Source organism: Pyrobaculum sp. (genome assembly GCF_049971835.1).
Classification (GTDB): Archaea; Thermoproteota; Thermoprotei; order Thermoproteales; family Thermoproteaceae; genus Pyrobaculum.
In genome coordinates this window covers 1-16,704 of the sequence record NZ_JBMFKV010000030.1, presented here as the reverse complement: position 1 = coordinate 16,704, position 16,704 = coordinate 1, and the positions used below count along the sequence as shown (strand labels likewise).

Annotated in this window: 18 protein-coding genes; 13 read left to right on the top strand and 5 right to left on the bottom strand. The window is 61.6% G+C overall.

Annotation, left to right across the window (positions count from 1 at the left end):
• From ACP5J3_RS04335 to ACP5J3_RS04315, 5 genes are all read left to right on the top strand, one after another.
• On the top strand, positions 1 to 737 hold a 737-nt coding region (locus ACP5J3_RS04335; protein WP_428494541.1), incomplete at its 5' end, for a prephenate dehydrogenase/arogenate dehydrogenase family protein.
• A 17-nt stretch (positions 738 to 754) separates the two neighbouring features.
• Positions 755 to 1,573: an FAD binding domain-containing protein gene (locus ACP5J3_RS04330; RefSeq protein WP_428494540.1), complete on the top strand. Its 819-nt coding sequence runs from the start codon at positions 755 to 757 to the stop codon at positions 1,571 to 1,573.
• Positions 1,570 to 2,013 (top strand): (2Fe-2S)-binding protein, encoded by a 444-nt coding sequence (locus tag ACP5J3_RS04325; protein ID WP_428494539.1) that lies wholly within the window; start codon positions 1,570 to 1,572, stop codon positions 2,011 to 2,013. Before ACP5J3_RS04330 ends, ACP5J3_RS04325 begins: the two co-directional genes overlap by 4 nt.
• Positions 2,010 to 4,184, top strand: coding sequence for a glyceraldehyde dehydrogenase subunit alpha (gene cutA / locus ACP5J3_RS04320; RefSeq protein ID WP_428494538.1), 2,175 nt, complete (start codon positions 2,010 to 2,012; stop codon positions 4,182 to 4,184). Before ACP5J3_RS04325 ends, cutA begins: the two co-directional genes overlap by 4 nt.
• Entirely contained in the window at positions 4,181 to 4,762 is a 582-nt protein-coding gene (locus tag ACP5J3_RS04315) for a nucleotidyltransferase family protein (RefSeq protein ID WP_428494537.1), read from the top strand. The genes cutA and ACP5J3_RS04315 overlap by 4 nt, the downstream gene beginning before the upstream one ends.
• Here the strand turns inward: ACP5J3_RS04315 and aroF are convergent.
• Positions 4,728 to 5,714, bottom strand: coding sequence for a 3-deoxy-7-phosphoheptulonate synthase (aroF, locus tag ACP5J3_RS04310; RefSeq protein ID WP_428494536.1), 987 nt, complete (start codon positions 5,712 to 5,714; stop codon positions 4,728 to 4,730). The genes ACP5J3_RS04315 and aroF overlap by 35 nt on opposite strands.
• Positions 5,715 to 5,740: 26 nt before the next feature.
• A complete protein-coding gene (locus ACP5J3_RS04305) occupies positions 5,741 to 6,688 on the bottom strand; it encodes a tyrosine--tRNA ligase (protein ID WP_428494535.1) in 948 nt (315 codons plus the stop codon).
• A 100-nt stretch (positions 6,689 to 6,788) separates the two neighbouring features.
• Here ACP5J3_RS04305 and ACP5J3_RS04300 point away from each other — a divergent pair, with 100 nt between their 5' ends.
• The 5 genes from ACP5J3_RS04300 to ACP5J3_RS04280 are packed head-to-tail and all read left to right on the top strand — an operon-like array spanning position 6,789 to position 11,715.
• Positions 6,789 to 7,592 carry a transketolase gene (locus ACP5J3_RS04300; protein WP_428494534.1) on the top strand — a complete coding sequence of 268 codons (804 nt, stop codon included), beginning with the start codon at positions 6,789 to 6,791 and terminating at the stop codon, positions 7,590 to 7,592.
• Positions 7,586 to 8,530, top strand: a complete 945-nt coding sequence (locus ACP5J3_RS04295) for a transketolase family protein (RefSeq protein WP_428494533.1) — start codon at positions 7,586 to 7,588, stop codon at positions 8,528 to 8,530. The genes ACP5J3_RS04300 and ACP5J3_RS04295 overlap by 7 nt, the downstream gene beginning before the upstream one ends.
• Positions 8,527 to 9,549 (top strand): 3-dehydroquinate synthase, encoded by a 1,023-nt coding sequence (locus ACP5J3_RS04290; protein WP_428494532.1) that lies wholly within the window; start codon positions 8,527 to 8,529, stop codon positions 9,547 to 9,549. Before ACP5J3_RS04295 ends, ACP5J3_RS04290 begins: the two co-directional genes overlap by 4 nt.
• The gene (locus ACP5J3_RS04285) at positions 9,536 to 10,747 is read left to right on the top strand and encodes a 3-phosphoshikimate 1-carboxyvinyltransferase (RefSeq protein ID WP_428494531.1); all 1,212 of its coding nucleotides are present in this window, start codon (positions 9,536 to 9,538) and stop codon (positions 10,745 to 10,747) included. Before ACP5J3_RS04290 ends, ACP5J3_RS04285 begins: the two co-directional genes overlap by 14 nt.
• Positions 10,748 to 10,770: 23 nt before the next feature.
• Positions 10,771 to 11,715, top strand: coding sequence for an NAD-dependent epimerase/dehydratase family protein (locus ACP5J3_RS04280; RefSeq protein ID WP_428494530.1), 945 nt, complete (start codon positions 10,771 to 10,773; stop codon positions 11,713 to 11,715).
• A gap of 57 nt (positions 11,716 to 11,772) precedes the next feature.
• Here the strand turns inward: ACP5J3_RS04280 and ACP5J3_RS04275 are convergent, their stop codons facing one another.
• Positions 11,773 to 12,768 carry an alcohol dehydrogenase catalytic domain-containing protein gene (locus ACP5J3_RS04275; protein WP_428494529.1) on the bottom strand — a complete coding sequence of 332 codons (996 nt, stop codon included), beginning with the start codon at positions 12,766 to 12,768 and terminating at the stop codon, positions 11,773 to 11,775.
• Positions 12,769 to 12,796: 28 nt separating this feature from the next.
• Positions 12,797 to 13,912 (bottom strand): PhoH family protein, encoded by a 1,116-nt coding sequence (locus ACP5J3_RS04270; protein ID WP_428494528.1) that lies wholly within the window; start codon positions 13,910 to 13,912, stop codon positions 12,797 to 12,799.
• Positions 13,913 to 13,960: 48 nt separating this feature from the next.
• Here ACP5J3_RS04270 and ACP5J3_RS04265 point away from each other — a divergent pair, with 48 nt between their 5' ends.
• Entirely contained in the window at positions 13,961 to 14,371 is a 411-nt protein-coding gene (locus ACP5J3_RS04265; protein ID WP_428494527.1) for an NUDIX hydrolase, read from the top strand.
• Here the strand turns inward: ACP5J3_RS04265 and ACP5J3_RS04260 are convergent.
• Entirely contained in the window at positions 14,354 to 15,070 is a 717-nt protein-coding gene (locus ACP5J3_RS04260) for a pyrroline-5-carboxylate reductase family protein (RefSeq protein WP_428494542.1), read from the bottom strand. The genes ACP5J3_RS04265 and ACP5J3_RS04260 overlap by 18 nt on opposite strands.
• A 55-nt stretch (positions 15,071 to 15,125) precedes the next feature.
• Here ACP5J3_RS04260 and ACP5J3_RS04255 point away from each other — a divergent pair, with 55 nt between their 5' ends.
• Together ACP5J3_RS04255 and aroC are read left to right on the top strand one after the other, a co-directional pair.
• Positions 15,126 to 15,914, top strand: a complete 789-nt coding sequence (locus ACP5J3_RS04255) for a shikimate dehydrogenase family protein (protein ID WP_428494526.1) — start codon at positions 15,126 to 15,128, stop codon at positions 15,912 to 15,914.
• The coding region (gene aroC / locus ACP5J3_RS04250) for a chorismate synthase (protein WP_428494525.1) at positions 15,911 to 16,704 on the top strand (794 nt) is incomplete at its 3' end. The genes ACP5J3_RS04255 and aroC, both read left to right, overlap by 4 nt.

The window sequence follows — 16,704 nt, the reverse complement described above, 5'->3', positions numbered from 1 at the left end:
GGGCTATGGGGTCGTGGCTGAGGAGGGAGTTTTCCTCGGTGCATGAGGTGGCTGTGTTTGACATGGACAGGTCTAGGTCTGATGTGGGGTCTCTGGGGGAGCTTGTGGGGTGGGCTGAGGTGGTTGTGGTGGCTGTTCCTTTCTGGGAGGTTGCCGGGGTTTTGAAGTCTCTTGCGCCTCTGTCCTCGGGGAGGCTTGTGATGGATATAGCGACATTTAAGGAGGGTGTGGCCGAGGCTTACCGCCTCTTTCCGCCGGACGCGCTTGTGGCTTCGGTTCACCCGCTTTTTGGCCCGGGGGCGCCTTCTATAAGGGGGCAGAGGGTGTTGGTTATGGAGGTGCCCGGGCGCCGGGGGGCGGCGGAGGCTTTCCGCTTCTGGGCGGAGCTGGGGGCTAGGGTTGAGTGGGGGGATTTGGAGAGGCACGACTTCTACGTGTCGAGGACCATAGCTCTGAGCTACGCCGTGGGGCTGGCCCTTGCGAGGTTGTACGCCGAGCTGGGGGAGGAGGTCTTTAGGTACGGGGGGACTTCTTTTAGGTACCTCGCCACCTTCGCCTTCTCTCTGCTCCGTGATCCCAACGCGTTGAGATACGCGGAGAAGGCGCCCCTTGAGGAGTTTGTAGAGGCGCTTGGGAGGGGGGACGCCCCGCGTCCTCTCAGGGATCCCGACGCGGCTTACAAGGCGTTTTACGAGGCTCTTAGGGCCATAGAGGCGGTGGGTGATATTTTTAAATAGAGTCGGAGTTGCTCGGTATGATTCCGCCGAGTTTTGACTACGTGAGGGCCTCCTCTCTGGGGGAGGCCTTGAGGATCTTGGATAGGGAGGAGGGGGCCGTCCCCCTCGCCGGGGGGCAGAGCCTCGTTCCCTTGCTCAAGTTGAGGGCCGTCTCCTACAGACTGCTGGTGGATATTGGGCGGCTGGCGGAGCTCCGCTATGTGAGGTATGGGGACGAGGTGGCGGTGGGGGCTTTGGCTAGGCACTACGAGCTGGAGGAGTCGCCCTGCCCCTTTCTTAGACAGGTGGCGTCGAGGATTGGGGATGTTCAGGTCAGGTCGCTGGGGACCGTCGGCGGCTCTCTAGCCCACGCCGATCCCTTCGGCGACTGGCCGGCGGCGATGCTGGCTTTAGACGCGGTGGTGAAGATCGTCGGCCCCGCCGGGGTCCGCGAGTTGGGGGCGGAGGAGTTTATAAGGGGGCCGTACTCCACCGCGTTGGGGAGGGGGGAGCTTGTGGCTGAGGTTAGGTTTAGGTGCCCCCCTCGCGGTGCGTACGTCAAGTTTTCCAGGAGGCATAACGACTTCGCGCTGGCGGCGGCCGCCGTCGCGGCTGAGGTTAGGGATGGCCACGTGGTGTGGGCTAGGGTGGCGGCGCTGGGGGCTGGGGAGGCGCCTAGGAGGCTGAGGAAGGCCGAGGCTGTGCTGGCGGGGGCTCCGCTGAATAGAGACACAATCGCCGAGGCGGCGGAGGCGGCGAGGAGGGAGGCTGAGCCGCCCGGCGATTTCCGCGCATCTAGCGAGTACAGGCGGGCGCTGGTTGGGGCGGCCGTGAAGAGGGCGCTGGAGAGGTTATGAAGATTGCGCTGAGGGTAAACGGGGTTCTTCACGAGGTGGATGTGGAGCCGAGGAAGTTGCTGGCGCACCTCTTGAGGGAGCTGGGCTACACCTCTGTGCGGATTGGTTGCGACACGGCGACGTGCGGAGCCTGTACTGTGATTATGAACGGCAGGCCTGTTAAGAGCTGTAACGTGCTTGCGGTGCAGGCGGACGGCGCCGAGATATACACCGCCGAGTACAGCGACGAGGTTATGCAGAGGCTGAGAGACGCATTTAAGAGGCACCACGCCGCCCAGTGCGGCTTCTGCACCTCCGGCATGTTGATGACAGCCTACCACCTGGTGAAGAGGGGCGTGAAGTCTGAGGAGGAGATCGTCGACGGCCTAGGCGGCGTTTTATGCAGATGTACGGGGTACCAGAACATTGTGGAGGCGGTGAGGGAGGCGGCGGGGGTATGAAGTACGTCGGGAGGCCCATACCGCGCGTCGAGGACGACGTTATTCTCAGCGGGAGGGCCCAGTATTTAGACGACATCGAGCCCCCCGGCGTGCTCTACGCCGGCTTTGTGAGGTCGCCCTACGCCCACGCCAAGGTGCTGAGGGTAGATCTGTCCGACGTAAGGCAGTCGAAGGGTGTGGTGGCGGCGTTCGGCCCCGGGGAGGGGTTCGACTTCGCGCCGGGGGGCAAGGTGCGGTACCAGGGCGAGGCGGTGGCCATGGTGGTGGCTCGGGATAGGTACTTGCTACAAGACGCCATTGAGAGGGCTGTGGTGGATTACGAGCCCTTGCCGGCCGTTGTGGATATATTCGAGGCGATGAGGGAGGGGGCGCCTCTAGTCGACGAGAGTCTGGGCACGAACATCGCCCACGAGGCGGTTTACCAGGGGGGCGACGTTGAGAAGGCCATGAGGGAGGCCGAGGTGAGGATTGAGGGGAGGATTTCGACGCAGCGACTGGTGCCTTCTGCGATGGAGCCGCGGGGCGTCCTGGCGGTGTATGACGGGCACAGCTTGACTATTTGGAGCTCGACGCAGGTCCCGTTTGACATTAGGAAGGAGGTTGCGAAGCATCTCGACCTACCCCTCTCGAGGGTGAGGGCCATACAGCCCTTCGTCGGGGGCGCCTTCGGCTCCAAGCTCTTGGTGTACCCCGAGGAGCTCTGGGTCTCCAAGGCGGCTTACCTCATGAAGGCCGCCGTGAAGTGGGTGGCCGCGCGGACCGAGGACTTCAAGACGACGACGCACGGCCGCGCCCTGGTGCTGGATTACAAAGTCGGCGCGGCGAGAGACGGCAGGGTGCTGGCCATAGAGGGTGTTGTGTACGCCGACGCCGGCGCCTACTACTGGGGGGAGGGGCTCGCAGACACTGCGGCGCGGATGTTGCCCGGGCCCTACGACATACGCCACGGGAGGGTGAGGGCCGTGGCTGTGTTGACTAACAAGACTCCGCTCAGCGCGTACCGCGGCGCGGGGAGGCCGGAGGCCACCTTCTTCATAGAGAGGATTATGGACCGCCTCGCCGACGAGCTGGGCCTCGACCGGGTGGAGATTAGGAGGAGAAACCTCGTGAGGAAGCTACCCTACACCAACGTCTTCGGCATAACGTACGACACTGGGGACTATCCAGGGACTTTCGAGAGGGGGCTGGAGAGGCTTGGCTACCGCCAGCTGAAGAAGTGGGCAGACGAAGAGTTTAAAAAGGGGAGGGTGCTGGGGGTGGGCTTCTCTATATATGTCGAGATAACCACCTTCGGCTTCGAGGTGGCTGTGCTGAGGGCTGAGAGAGACGGCAGCTTCACCCTCTACACGGCCGTCACGCCCCACGGCCAGGGGCTCGCCACGGCGCTTGCGCAGGTAGTCGCGGACGAGCTGGAGGTGCCTATGGAGAGGGTTAGGGTTGTGTGGGGCGACACGGCGTATGTGCCCGACGGCATTGGGACTATGGGTAGCCGCTCAATAACGGCGGGCGGCTCCGCCGCGGTGTTGGCCGCCAGAAAGCTGAAGGAGGAGCTGGCAAAGGCCGCGGAGAAGTTGCTCGGATGCAGGCCGGAGTACAGGGAGGGGTCGTTTACCTGCGGCGGGAACAGCCTCTCCATCAGCGACGTGGTAAAGGCCGTCTATAGAGGCAAGGCGGAGGCTAACTTGACGGTGGAGGCGGTGTACCAGGCGGACGCCACCTTCCCATTCGGCGTCCACGTCGCCGTGGTTGAGCTGGATCCCGAAACCGGGTTTGTAAAGCCCCTCCTCTACAAGTCCTACGACGACGTGGGCGTCGTGGTCAACCCGTTGCTGGCCGCGGGGCAGGTCATGGGCGGCGCCCTGCAGGGGATCGCCCAGGCGCTGTACGAAGAGGCCGTATACGACCAGTCGGGCAATTTAGTGACGGCGAACCTCGCCTTCTACTACGTGCCCACGGCGGCTGAGGCGCCTAGGTACGAGGTGCACTTCGCAGAGCCGCGCCACCCCTCTAAACACCCCACCGGCACCAAGGGCATAGGCGAGGCCGCCACCATCGCCTCCACGCCGGCGGTGGTAGCCGCGGTGGAAGACGCAATTAGGAGGCTGAAGCCCGGTGTGAGGATCGACAAGACTCCCGTAACGCCTGAGGAGGTCTGGAGAGCCTTGAGGTGAGGTGTGTAGGCGTCGTCCTGGCGGCCGGCGGATCCACGCGCTTCGGCGGCGACAAGCTTCTGGCTAACTTCAGAGGGCGGCCGCTGGTCTGGTGGTCTGCCGAGGCATTGCGGGGGGCGGGTCTTGAGGTGTATATAGTGGTCAATAGGCGGGAGGTGGCGGAGGCCGCGGGCCCCCTCGCCGGCGTTATCTACAACCCGTGGTGGAGAGGCGGGCTGTCCACAAGCGTAAAGGCGGCCGTAGCCGCGTTGTACGACAAGCCTTGTATTGTGTGGATGCTCGGCGACATGCCGTGTGTCTCCCCCTCCACAGTGCGCAGAGTTGCGGAGGCCTGCGGATCTGGCCTGGCCGTGCCTGTGTACAGGGGAGCTAGGGGGAACCCAGTGGCCTCTGCTAGAGACGTCTACGGGCTGGCGCTGGGGCTCGCGGGGGACGTTGGGCTGAGGGCTCTCCTCGGCGCCGTGCCCGTGGCCTACGTCGAGGTGGAGGATCCAGGCGTGGTTATAGACGTCGACACGCCGGAGGATTTGGAAAAACTCGCCTCTAAGACCTGCCCAGGGCCCTCGCCAGCTCCCTAGCCTTGGCCACCAGCTCTCTAAACTGGTCAAAGGTGAGTTGCTGCTTGGCGTCGCTCCACGCCTTGTCGGGGTCTGGATGCACCTCAACTATTAGGCCGTCTGCCCCCGCGGCGAGTATGGCGAGGGCTAGCGGTATTACGTAGCGCCTGTCGCCGGCTGGGTGGCTGGGGTCGCCGATGACCGGCAGATGCGTCTGTTGCTTGGCGTAGGCGATGGCCCCCACGTCTAGGGTAAATCTAAGAGTTTTGTCAAATGTCCTTATGCCCCTCTCCACAAGCACCACGTCGCCGTTGCCGTGTAGCGCTACGTACTCCGCCGCCAGCAACCACTCATCTATCGTATTTCCAAACCCCCTCTTGAGCAGTACGGGCTTCCCCGCCCGCCCCAGTTTTTTAAGAAGGGTGAAGTTCTGCATGTTCCGCGCCCCCACCTGGATGGCGTCTGCGTACTTAGCCACCAGGGGGAGGTCCTCCGGGTCCATCAGCTCGGTGGTGATGGGGAGGCCCGTGGCGTCTCTCGCCTTGGCTAAGAGGACGAGGCCTCTCTCTCCGAGCCCCTGGAAGGTATACGGGCTTGTCCTGGGCTTGAAGGCGCCGCCTCTCAGTGCGTCGCCGCCGGCCTCCTTCACCACTTTAGCCGTTGACAAGATCTGCTCTTCTGTCTCCACAGAGCAGGGCCCCGCTATTATGAAGATCTTCCCCTCTTTAATTTCCCTATCCCCAATCTTGACCGGCGTGGGGTCGCGCTTCCACTGTCTAGAGACCAGCTGGTAGTCGTTTTTCAGATCCACCACGGCCTTGACGGGCGTCTTCAGCCCCTCGACCTTGGAGCCGGGCGGCGTGGCCACTATGTAGTTGCCCCAGAGCTCTACATACCACGCCGGGATGCCCCTGGACTCTATCTCCTCCCTCAACGCGCGCCCCCTCTCACGCGTGTCGGCGATATAGAGCATATGTAGAGAAACCTCGGTCTTTATAGCTATTTCAGCTTTGTGAGGAGCTCCACGAGGGCTGTGGAGACCGCCTCTTTTAGGGCTTGGGGCGTCGCGATCCCTTCTCTGTAGTCTTTCTCTAGCGCCTCGGCGGATTCGTACCTCCTCCCGCCGACCTCCAGAGGCCCTCCGTACGGAATTAAGAGGTAAGCCGCTATTTCAAACACCGGGTTGAATCTAGTCTCTTTTGGGGGGCAGTAGGCGGCCCACACCTTGCGCCTCACCTCCTCCTCTGAGTCGGTTATAAATATGGCGCTCTGGGGCTTCGACTTGGACATTTTATACATGGCGTACACCTCGTCTATCTCTCTGTGGCTACCCTCCATCCTGCCGGTGCCGGACAGCGATGTTATTATCGGAGTGTGGAGCGCCACGGGCTTCTTGAAGCCTAGTTTCTCCGCCACGTCGCGGGCCAGCATGTGGGCCCTCCGCTGGTCCATGCCCCCCACCGCCACGTCCACCCCTAGGTAGAAGATGTCGGCTACCTGCATAATGGGGTAGAGCAATTTGGAGAAGTCTAGCTCCACCTCCTCAGCCCGCCTCCCCATGACAGGCGTGGCCCTCCTCACCCTGGCCAGAGAGGTCTCCTTTGCGATCTTCACCACCAGCTCCCAGTAGCTGGGGTCTTTCGCCACCTCGTCGCCGTAGACGTATCTAAACCTGCCGATTTTGTCCAGCACGGCCCTGATCTTCTCGCCCTGGGCCCTCAGCTCCTCCACAGACCCCTTGTCGTTTATCCACGCGTGCCACGTGGCCACCAGCACCACCACGTCGAAGCCAGCCTCCTTGAGCTCCGCCAGCTTGTAGGCCCAGATAAGCCACCCGATGTGTATAGGCCACAGAGGCTCGAAGCCTAGATACGCCAAGCCGCCTCTCAGCGCCTTAAACTCCTCGACGGTCACCACCTCCTCTATATTTCTCAGAAGCTTCTCCATAGAGGAGCCACCTCACCTATTTATTAAGATGTTGTCTAGGTCAAAGGTTAAATATGGCTATTTTCGTCAGTTACATGTCCCAGGGGTATCTGCTGTCGGGGTGGAGAGGAGAGCCTCGGAGCTTGAGCCTCTGATCTGCAAGGCTAGGAAGTACGTCGTGTTGATGGCCGGCTACGACCCCGGCATACACCTCGGCTCCTCCCTCTCGGTTATGGAGATAGTGGCGGCGCTGTACGGCACCGGCCGGGTGAAGTTCAACGTGGCCAACGGGGTTCACAACCGGAACTACTTCGTGCTGTCGAAGGGGCACGCCATACACGCGGTCTACGCCCTGGCCGCCGCCATGGGCTACCTCACCCTCGACGAGCTTAGGGAGACTGGTAGCCTTGGGAGCCGCCTCCAGAACCACCCAGAGGTGGACACGCCTTTTGTAGACGTGGCGAACTCCGGGTCGCTGGGGCAGGGTATTAGCCTCGCCGTGGGGCTGGCCCTCGGCTTGAAGATAAGAGGCGAGAAGGGCAGGGTCTATCTAGTGGTGGGCGACGGGGAGCTTGACGAGGGGCAGAGCTGGGAGTCCTTCGCCGTGGCGGCCCACTACGGCTTGACTAACCTAGTCACCATCGTCGACCTCAACGGAGTGCAGCTGGACGGACACAGCGAGGAGGTTTTGAGGAAGGGGGACCTGGCGGGTAGGTTTAGGTCGCTGGGCTACGAGGTGTTTGAGGTCGACGGCCACGACGTGGGCCAGATAGTATCTGCTCTAGAGAGAGCTGAAAACGCCGGGAGGCCAGCCGTGATTAATGCAAAGACGGTGAGGGGGAGGGGGGTGGCGGAGATAGAGGACACCGCTAAGCAGAGGCTTTCGAGAGACGACGCCCTTAGATACGCGGGGAATATATGCTAGACATAGAGTCTCTAACCCCCAGAGAGGCGCTGGGGCGGGCTCTGGCGGATCTAGGCGACTTGAGGCAAGACGTCGTCGTCCTCGCCGCAGACACCGGTGAGACCACCCGAGCCAAGTTCTTCGCCGAGAGGCACCCCGGGAGGTTTTTCAACGTGGGCATCGCGGAGCAGTCGCTGGTGGGCATCGCCGCAGGGCTGGCCATAGCAGGGTTTATGCCCTACGCCCTGACCTTCGCCGCCTTTATGACAAGGGCGTGGGAGCAGGCGAGGAACTCTGTCGATAGGCTCGCCCTGCCGGTGCGCCTAGTGGGGACGCACGCAGGCTTCGCAGACGCGTACGACGGCCCCTCCCACCAGGCGCTGGAGGACATAGCCCTATTCCGGGTCCTGCCGAACTTCACGGTAATCGCCCCGGCCGATTCCTGCGAGGTGTACAAGGCCGTCACGGCCTCGGCGGCTTTGAAGGGGCCTGTCTACATAAGGGTGGGGAGGGATTTCCACATACCCACCACCTGCGGGCTGTACGACAGGTTTGAGGTGGGGCGGGCCTACACAGTCGCGGATGGGGGCGACGTGGCTATATTCACCACGGGTGCTGTGTTGCCCTTCGCCGTGGAGGCGGCCCAGCTGTTGAGAGACAGGGGGGTTTCCGCCGCCGTTGTGCACTTCCCCACAGTGAAGCCGCTGGACTACTCAGCCGTAGAGAAATACGCCGCTTCTACCGGCGCTGTGTTGACCGTGGAGGAGCACATGGTCTACGGCGGCTTCGGCTCCGCAGTCGCCGAGTATCTATCGCAGACTAGGCCTACTAAGATGGCTATAATGGGGCTTAAGTCCTACGGGAGGACAGCCAAGAGCCCCCAGGAGCTGTACCAGTACTTCGGCCTCACGCCTGAGAACATAGCGGCGAGGGCTGAGGAGCTGGTTAAGCTGAGATGAGGAGGTTTTACTACAGACACAGCAGGGGGGTCACCGAGGTGGTGGTGGGGAGGGGGGTCAACTATAGCGATTACGTGGAAAGGCCGGTGGTTGTAATTGAGGAGGGGCTTAGAAACCCCCTCCCCGGCGCGCCCGCCCTGGTGCTGAGAGGCGGGGAGTCTGTAAAAAGCCTCGATGTGTTGACTCAAGTATACCAGTTCCTCCACGACGCAGAGGCAGATAGGAGCACCACCCTCGTGGCAGTGGGCGGGGGGGCCCTGCTCGACTTGGCCACCTTCGCCGCGGGGACGTATATGAGGGGCATACCCCTAGTCCAGGTACCCACTACGCTACTGGCCATGGTGGACGCCGCGCTGGGGGGCAAAGGCGCGGTGGACTGGGGCCCGGTGAAGAACCTCGTGGGGGTGTTTCACCAACCCGCCGCGGTTCTCGGCGACTTGGAGTGGGTCAGCTCGCTACCGCAGAGGATCTACATATCAGCCTTCGCAGAGGTCGTCAAGTACGGAGTGGCGCTGGACGGCGACTTCTACGAGTGGCTCAGGCGCAACGTCGACCCCCTCCTCGGGAGATCTGAAGCCGAGCTTGAGGAGGCGGTTTTCCGCTCCCTTAGGCTGAAGGCGGCTGTTGTGGAGGCTGACGAGTTCGAGGAGAGGGGGATTAGGCAGGTGCTGAACGTCGGCCACACGGTGGGCCACGCCCTGGAGCGCGTCCTCGGCTTGCTACACGGCGAGGCCGTGTCGCTTGGCATCGTCGCAGAGCTCCGCCTGTGGGCGAAGCTCGGGTACCTAGCCGAGAGATACGCCGAGGAGGTGAGGGCCCTCCTCGCCGCGTTCGGACTCCCCACGGAGGTTAAGGCAGGCAGAGAGCAGGTCGAGGCGGCTAAGCGCCTCGTTAGGTACGACAAGAAGAGGAGGGGGGACTACATATACGTCCCGGTGGTGGTTAGGCCCGGCAGGTGGTTTCTAGAGAGGCTGAGGCCGGGGGAGGTGGCCGAGGCTGTGGAGTATGTACTGTCTTGAAGCTGGGCGTCTAGAGGGGAGGTTCGCGATGCCCCCCTCAAAGCCGATGGCGCAGAGGCTTCTCCTCGCCTCGGCGCTGGCAGAGGGGGAGACCGTCCTGAGGGGCGTCGAGTGGAGCGACGACGCTGTGGCTATGCTCAGGGCCATACAGCCCATCTCAGTCCTTAGGGTGAGGGGGAGCGACGTCGTTGTCTCTCGGCGTGAGCCGGACTTCTACAGAGCCTTCAGCGTGGGCGAGAGCGGCTTCACGCTTAGAACAGCCGTCGCCCTCTACGCCGGCGTGCCCGGCTTAACCGCGGTGTACTTTGGAGGCACCCTCAAGGGGAGGCCGATAGACGACTTAATAGCCGTGCTGAAGAGGCTGACGGAAGTGGTTAAGTTGCCGGGTGCCGTGGTTATACGGGGCAGAAGGCTGGGGAAGTTTAGAGTTGAGGTAAAGGCCGACGTCTCTTCTCAATACATATCCGGCTTGATGTTCCTAGCCGCGGCTGGGGAGGGTGGCGTAATTACGCCCGTCGGCGAGAGGAAGTCGTGGAGTTTTGTAGAAGCCACGGCAGATGTGTTGAGGCTCTTTGGGGCCAAGGTGGAGCTCGGCGACGTCGTTGCTGTAGACGGCGGGCTGAGGAGCCCCGGGGAGGTGGACGTGCCGGGGGACTTCAGCCTAGCCTCCTTCCTGGCGGTGGCGGCGGTGGCCACCGGCGGAGAGGTGGAGCTGACAGGACACCTAACTAAGCTCGACGCTACGCTTGTAGATATCTTCAGAGCCATGGGGGCAGACGTCAGTTATGATGGTCATGCGGTCAAGGCTAGGGGGGCCTTTGCAAAGGGCGTCGAGGTGGATCTAGGCGGAAATCCTGACTTGGTGATGCCGGTGGCGCTAGCCGCCGCCGTCGTAGACGACGTATCGATTATAAGAGGCGTGGAGCATCTACGCTTCAAGGAGAGCGATAGGATAGCCACAGTCGCCGACGTCTTGGAGAGGCTCGGCGTAGACGTCCAGTATAGAGATGGGGCTCTGCATATCCGCGGCCCCCCCAGGCGGAGAGGCGTTGAGTTCAAATCACATGGAGATCACCGAATTGGGCTTATGGCGCTGGCCGCGTCTAGAATCGTGGGGGGTTGCGTAGACGATATAGGACCCGTCGCCAAGTCCTGGCCCTCGGCTGTGTTGTATTTCGCCGCGGGGGGAAATCAATAAATAGCCGGCGCGTGGGGAGAGGCATGAGAATTGTCGTCACAGGCGGGGCAGGCTTCATCGGGAGCCACCTAGTGGACCGCTTGGTGGAGATGGGGCATGACGTGGCGGTGGTGGATAACTTGTCAAGCGGGAGGAGGGAGTTTGTAAACAAGGCCGCTGAACTGCACGTAAGAGATTTAAAAGACGCAGACTGGGGCGTCGGCATCCGCGGGGAGGTGGTCTTCCACTTCGCGGCTAATCCAGAGGTTAGACTATCCACAACCGAGCCCGTGGTTCACTTCAATGAGAACGTGCTCGCCACTTTTAACGTGCTTGAGTGGGCGAGGCAGACGGGCGTGAGGACTGTGGTATTCGCCTCGTCGTCCACTGTGTACGGCGACGCCGAGGTTATACCGACGCCGGAGGAGGCGCCTTATAAGCCTATTTCCGTCTACGGCGCCGCCAAGGCGGCGGGGGAGGTTATGTGCGCCACGTACGCCAGGCTCTACGGAATTAAATGTCTAGCGATTAGATACGCCAACATAGTAGGCCCCAGGCTTAGGCACGGCGTCATATACGACTTCATTATGAAGCTTAGAAAAAACCCCAACGTGCTGGAGGTGCTGGGCGACGGCACCCAGAGAAAGAGCTACCTCTACATAACAGACGCCGTGGACGCCACTATCCAAGCTTGGCAGAAGCTAGAAGAGGAGAAGGAGCTCTACATGGCGCTCAACGTGGGGAATCTAGACGCCGTTAGAGTTCTCGACATCGCCAAGATAGTGTCTGAGGTCCTCGGCCTGAGGCCAGAGATTAGGCTAGTGCCGGCGACTGCAGACGGGAGGGGGTGGCCCGGCGATGTTAAATACATGACGCTGTCAATATCAAAGCTGATGAAGCTGACGGGCTGGAGGCCGGCCATGACCAGCGCGGAGGCCGTGAGGAAAACGGCCGAGGATTTGGCGAGGGAGCTATGGCGGACACTGTAATATCAGCCGCGCTCCTCGCGGCGGTGATAATCTACACCTGGCTCAAACACCGCAGGTCTAGTTGCCGATCTTGACAACTCTCCTGCCGATGTGAGACGCCTTGGGGGTCTCCTCCAGCAACCTAGGCAATTCGGCAAAGCTGTGAGTTGTGTATACGGGCTTCACGGCGCCCGTCGCCAGTAGCCGAAGAGCCTCCTGCAGATCTGCCCTCCCTCCCTGCAGTACGGGGAGAAGCTCCACCTCCTTTAGGATTAGGAGGCCAAGCGCGATGGGAGTCGGCTGGGGGTCCACGTTGCCTATCAGCGCTATCCTGCCGCCCCAGTTCACGGCGCGTATAGTCTGCTCCAGCGTAGGCCCCCCGACGGACTCAACGGCGCCGTCCGCGCCCCCCAGTTTCTTAACCTCGTCGGCAAAGGACTTCCCCGTAATCACGTGATCCGCGTATTTAGCCACGTATTCAGCCTTCTGGGGGCTTGTAACCGCCACAACCCTCGCGCCGTATGCCTTGGCGATCTGCACTGCGTGTATCCCCACGCCGCCGCCCGCCCCCGTGACTAAAATCTGGCGACCAGGGGAGACGCCTATCTTCCTCATGCCCCTAACCACGGTGGACAAGACACAAGCGGCGTAGGAAGCCGCCTCTAGAGGCACGCCGGGCGGGATCTTCACAAGCGATTTCCTATCCGCAGAGATGTACTCGGCAAAGGCCCCCGGCAGGTCCTCGCCGTATATCTTTCTGCTTCTACAGAGGTACTCCCTCCCCGTTCTGCAGAATTCACACTCTCCGCAGAATTCGTACATCATACCAGCCACCGCGTCCCCAGGCTTAAACTCGTCGACTCCCTCGCCCACCTCCTCCACCACCCCGGCAAATTCATGACCGGGGACTATAGGCAACTTCACCCTTTGAAAGCCCTGCCACGCTAGGTAGTCTCTATAGCAAACCCCAGCCGCGGCGACTCTAACCAAAACCCTCCCCGGCCCCGGCTTGGGCTTCTCCAACTCCACAAGACTGGGGGGCTCTTTAAAATTCTTCAGTACGTATCCCCTCATTATTGAGGTGTCTATCCGGTGTTTTTATTTATTCCTCCGCCTCGACGGCCCTCACGCCTATGCCGAAGAGCCTTCTAAACACCCTGTCGATTAGACGTATATAGGCGCCCCTCTGTCCAATAAATGCGCCGAATTCGCTCCTCCTTACCTGCACCTGTAGCTCAGGCCCGGCGAAGTCCACATCTGTTATATGTTTAGATATCCAGCCCACGGGGTGTATAGCCCTAATCCACTGTTTAAAGTCCAGAGACATCTCCAGAAGCCTAAGCCTCGCCCCCACCTCCCCCTCAATCGTCTTTATACGCTCGCCACCCCGCCCCACGACCCTCCCCAGCTGCCCCTCCTTTACGATAATAATGGCGTCGGGGACGTTCTCCCCCTTAATGCCGAGGGAGTCCTTGTCAGCTCTAAACTCCACCGCGGTTATTATGTCGGCGTCCGGGGCGAATATCCTCGCGGTTTCGTATATATACCTCTCCGTCTCCGAGAGGTGGCGCTTCCTCATCCTCAGCTCAAGCGCCAGCTTAATCCCCCGCCTCGCCCCGGGCCTCACGATGTCCTTAACCCCCAGATCCACAACCTCGGCCTTCTCCTCGCCGAGAAGCGCCTCGCGGAGGAGGGTTGCGCCGTCCTTCTCCGCGTCTGTGGGCTTCTGGAAAATGGGGTCGCCGGCGACGATCATCCTACTCCCCCTCCCCAGCCTTATCAAAATCTCAGCCGCGCTCTCAGGCCTCACGTTCTGTGCGTCGTCTAGAAAAATCACGCTGTCGTCGAAAGTGCGGCCCCTGAGATAGGAGACGTCGGTCACGATCACCTTCTCCTCCTTAAGCAAGCCCTCGATGTAGCTCCTCTCGGCGTAGGGCCCCAGTATGTCTTCGAGATAGGCCGCGGCGATGCGGTAGTACATCTCGCCAAGCTTCTCCGGCGTCAGCACCTCGCCAGTCGCCACATCTACAATTGGCCTCGCGATGATGAAGCGCTTAGCCCTCCCGCCCTCCACCGCCCATATGCCGTAGGCAATGCTGATAAGCGACTTCCCAGTCCCCGTCGGGCCGAAGAGGCCAACCAGCTCATTGTTAGGATCCCTCAAGACGTTCACAGCCCTCTCCTGCCCCACCGTCATCGGCTTAATCTTGTCAAACATAAGACGCCAGTATAAAAGAGCTTAAAAACATTGAAATAACCAACGTCGATGGATAGGCCAGCCGTCGCCGTCGCCGCGGTGGCGGTGAAAAACGGCGAGGTTGTCCTAGTCAAGAGGAAGTACCCGCCGAACCCAGGCAAGTGGAGCCTGCCGGGGGGCCGCGTGGAGCTCGGCGAGAGGCTTGAAGAGGCTGTGCTGAGGGAGTTGAGAGAGGAGACGGGCTTGACGGGGCGGGTTGTCAAATTCCTCCAGCCCGTCGAGTATATAGAGAGGGAGGGCCCCCGGGTGAATTACCACTTCGTAATCCTCGTCTACCTAGTGGAGGTGGAGGGCGACGCCAGTCCCACAGCCAGCGACGACGCGGAGGACGTAGCGGTGGTGCCGGTTGGGAAGGCTCTTGAGATGGACTTGACAAAAACCACCAGGGATGTTTTGGAGAGGCTACTGTCTAAGTTTTGAAATTCTGAGATACGCCTCCTCCACAGCCCTGCCGACGAGATGCCCCACGGGGGCCATCTCCACAAGCGCCTTTATAGTGGTGCCCCCCGGCGTGGCCACGTACTGCGCCAGCTTCTCCAGAGAGAACCTATCGTCGAGGGAGGGCATACTCGCCATTAGGGAGAGGACCACCTCCCTAGCCAAGTCCCAGGGTATTCCTATGTTCACCCCCGCCCTAATGAGAGCCGTCGCGAGCTCTGCGACAATGGCGGGGCCGGAGCCGAGCAACACCGTCAACGGGTCTATAAGCCTCTCGTCGACCCAGAAGGTGGGGGCGATGTAAGACAGCAGTTTGTTAACCTCCTCGTCGTATGCGCCGGCTACGGCTATGGCTGTCAGCCCCACGTTTGTCATCGCCCTGTAGGGCCTCGACGTGAGTCTCCTCAGCGACTCCAGGGTGGCGCCTGCGACGAAAGATATGAGAGGCTTATCCACGTAGAAGGTAAGCTCCGGCAGGTTGGCCGGCTTGACGGCGACCATAATCACGTCGCTGTTCTCAACGACGAGTCTGTTGTCGGTATACACCTCAAGCCCCAGAGAGGCGAGGCGTTGTCTAGACCTCTCCGTCTTTACAGAGGCGAGGACCCTCACACTGTTGCCGTGTAGCCTAAGCGCGATCTGCGAGCCCAACTTACCAGCCCCAATAACCCCAACTGTCAGCTGGGGGACGCATGTGACGAGAAAAACACTTATTTAAATAGTTAAACATGGAGCTATGTACTTCGCCGTCATCGGCGCCCACGTCCGAGGGAAGTCGGCGAGCCCAGCCATGCACACGGCGTCGTTCAAAGCGCTGGGCATCAACGCGGTGTACATCGCAATAGACGTGCCGAGGCAGGAGCTGGGTTGCTTCGCCCAGCTGGCCCGCCTAAACTTCAGAGGCTTCAACGTAACGATCCCCCACAAAGAAGAGGTAGTGAAGTTCCTCGACGCGGTGTCGGCCGAGGCCCGGGCCGTCGGCGCCGTCAACACAGTCCTCGTGGAGAGGAACCTCCTGGTGGGCTACAACACAGACGCCCACGCTGTGTACCACCTAGCCGGCGGCTATATGAAAGGCGCCGACGTCTATATAATCGGCGCCGGCGGCGCCGCCAGAGCAACGCTCTTCGCCGCGGTGAAGGCAGAGGCCAGGAGAATCTACGTCACAAACCGCACGGCCGAGAGGGCCGCGGCCCTCGCTGAGGAGTTCCGCCAAAAGTTTGGGCGCTCTGTTGAGGCCGTGCCCTGGGGAAGCGGCGTGAAGGCCGACGTCGTGGTAAACGCCACCCCCATACACGACGCGGTCCTCGCCGACCTCGGCGGCGCCTCGCTCTACGTAGACTTCGTCTACATACCGACTCCAAGGACTAGGATGGTGGAGGAGGCCCGGAGGCTCGGGGTGAGGGTGGTGGACGGCGTCGACCTCCTAGTGGAGCAGGGAGCACAGGCCGAGAAGATCTGGCTCGGGGTGGAGCCAGACAGAGAGGTGATGAGGAAGGCGGTGGAGGAGTTCCTGGGGATATGAACACCTTCGGGAGGGAGTTCAGGATTACCACATTCGGCGAGTCCCACGGCAGGGCCGTAGGCGTGGTGATTGACGGAGTCCCCGCCGGCCTCCCCATCTCCGAGGAGGACATAAGGAGGGAGCTGGACAGGAGGATGTTCTGCCACATCCACTGGCTAAACCCCAGATGCGAGCCCGAGGAGTTTGAAATACTCTCAGGCGTAAAAGACGGCCACACCCAGGGCACCCCCATCGCCATAGTGATTTGGAACAGAAAGGCGATATCTAGCTACTACGACGAGCTCTGGCTGAAGCCCAGGCCGGGGCACGCGGACCTCGCCTACTACCTCAAATACGGGAAGTTCTACGACCACAGAGGCGGGGGGCGGGCGTCGGGGCGCACCACCGCCGCGGTGGTGGCCGCCGGCGCCGTGGCGAAGAAGTTGTTAGCCCAGATGGGGGTAGAGGTGGCGGGGCACATAATCGAGCTGGGGGGCGTCGAGGTAAAAGGAAGCTACACCTTTGACGACGTTAAGAAGAGCTGGGAGAAGCCCCTCCCGGTGGTGGACGACGAGGCCCTATCCGCTATGCTCGAGTTGCTGAGGAGGGCCGCGGCTGAGGGGGACAGCGTGGGGGGCGGCGTGGAGGTTTGGGCAGTGGGCGTGCCGCCGGGGCTCGGGGAGCCCCACTTCGGCAAAATAAAGGCGGAGCTCGCCATGGCCGCCTTCTCCATACCCGCGGTGGTGGCGCTGGACTGGGGCGCCGGCAGGCCGCTGGCCAGGATGAGGGGAAGCGAGGCCAACGACCCCAT

Excerpts from the sequence above, each read along its gene's own strand:
- ACP5J3_RS04265 (WP_428494527.1), top strand. The coding sequence starts at position 13,961 with ATGGATAGGCCAGCCGTCGCCGTCGCCGCGGTGGCGGTGAAAAACGGC.
- ACP5J3_RS04275 (WP_428494529.1), bottom strand. The coding sequence starts at position 12,768 with ATGAGGGGATACGTACTGAAGAATTTTAAAGAGCCCCCCAGTCTTGTG.
- ACP5J3_RS04290 (WP_428494532.1), top strand. The coding sequence starts at position 8,527 with ATGAGGAGGTTTTACTACAGACACAGCAGGGGGGTCACCGAGGTGGTG.
- ACP5J3_RS04330 (WP_428494540.1), top strand. The coding sequence starts at position 755 with ATGATTCCGCCGAGTTTTGACTACGTGAGGGCCTCCTCTCTGGGGGAG.
- ACP5J3_RS04255 (WP_428494526.1), top strand. The coding sequence starts at position 15,126 with ATGTACTTCGCCGTCATCGGCGCCCACGTCCGAGGGAAGTCGGCGAGC.
- ACP5J3_RS04295 (WP_428494533.1), top strand. The coding sequence starts at position 7,586 with ATGCTAGACATAGAGTCTCTAACCCCCAGAGAGGCGCTGGGGCGGGCT.
- cutA (WP_428494538.1), top strand. The coding sequence starts at position 2,010 with ATGAAGTACGTCGGGAGGCCCATACCGCGCGTCGAGGACGACGTTATT.
- ACP5J3_RS04305 (WP_428494535.1), bottom strand. The coding sequence starts at position 6,688 with ATGGAGAAGCTTCTGAGAAATATAGAGGAGGTGGTGACCGTCGAGGAG.
- ACP5J3_RS04325 (WP_428494539.1), top strand. The coding sequence starts at position 1,570 with ATGAAGATTGCGCTGAGGGTAAACGGGGTTCTTCACGAGGTGGATGTG.
- ACP5J3_RS04270 (WP_428494528.1), bottom strand. The coding sequence starts at position 13,912 with ATGTTTGACAAGATTAAGCCGATGACGGTGGGGCAGGAGAGGGCTGTG.
- ACP5J3_RS04280 (WP_428494530.1), top strand. The coding sequence starts at position 10,771 with ATGAGAATTGTCGTCACAGGCGGGGCAGGCTTCATCGGGAGCCACCTA.
- aroF (WP_428494536.1), bottom strand. The coding sequence starts at position 5,714 with ATGCTCTATATCGCCGACACGCGTGAGAGGGGGCGCGCGTTGAGGGAG.
- ACP5J3_RS04285 (WP_428494531.1), top strand. The coding sequence starts at position 9,536 with ATGTACTGTCTTGAAGCTGGGCGTCTAGAGGGGAGGTTCGCGATGCCC.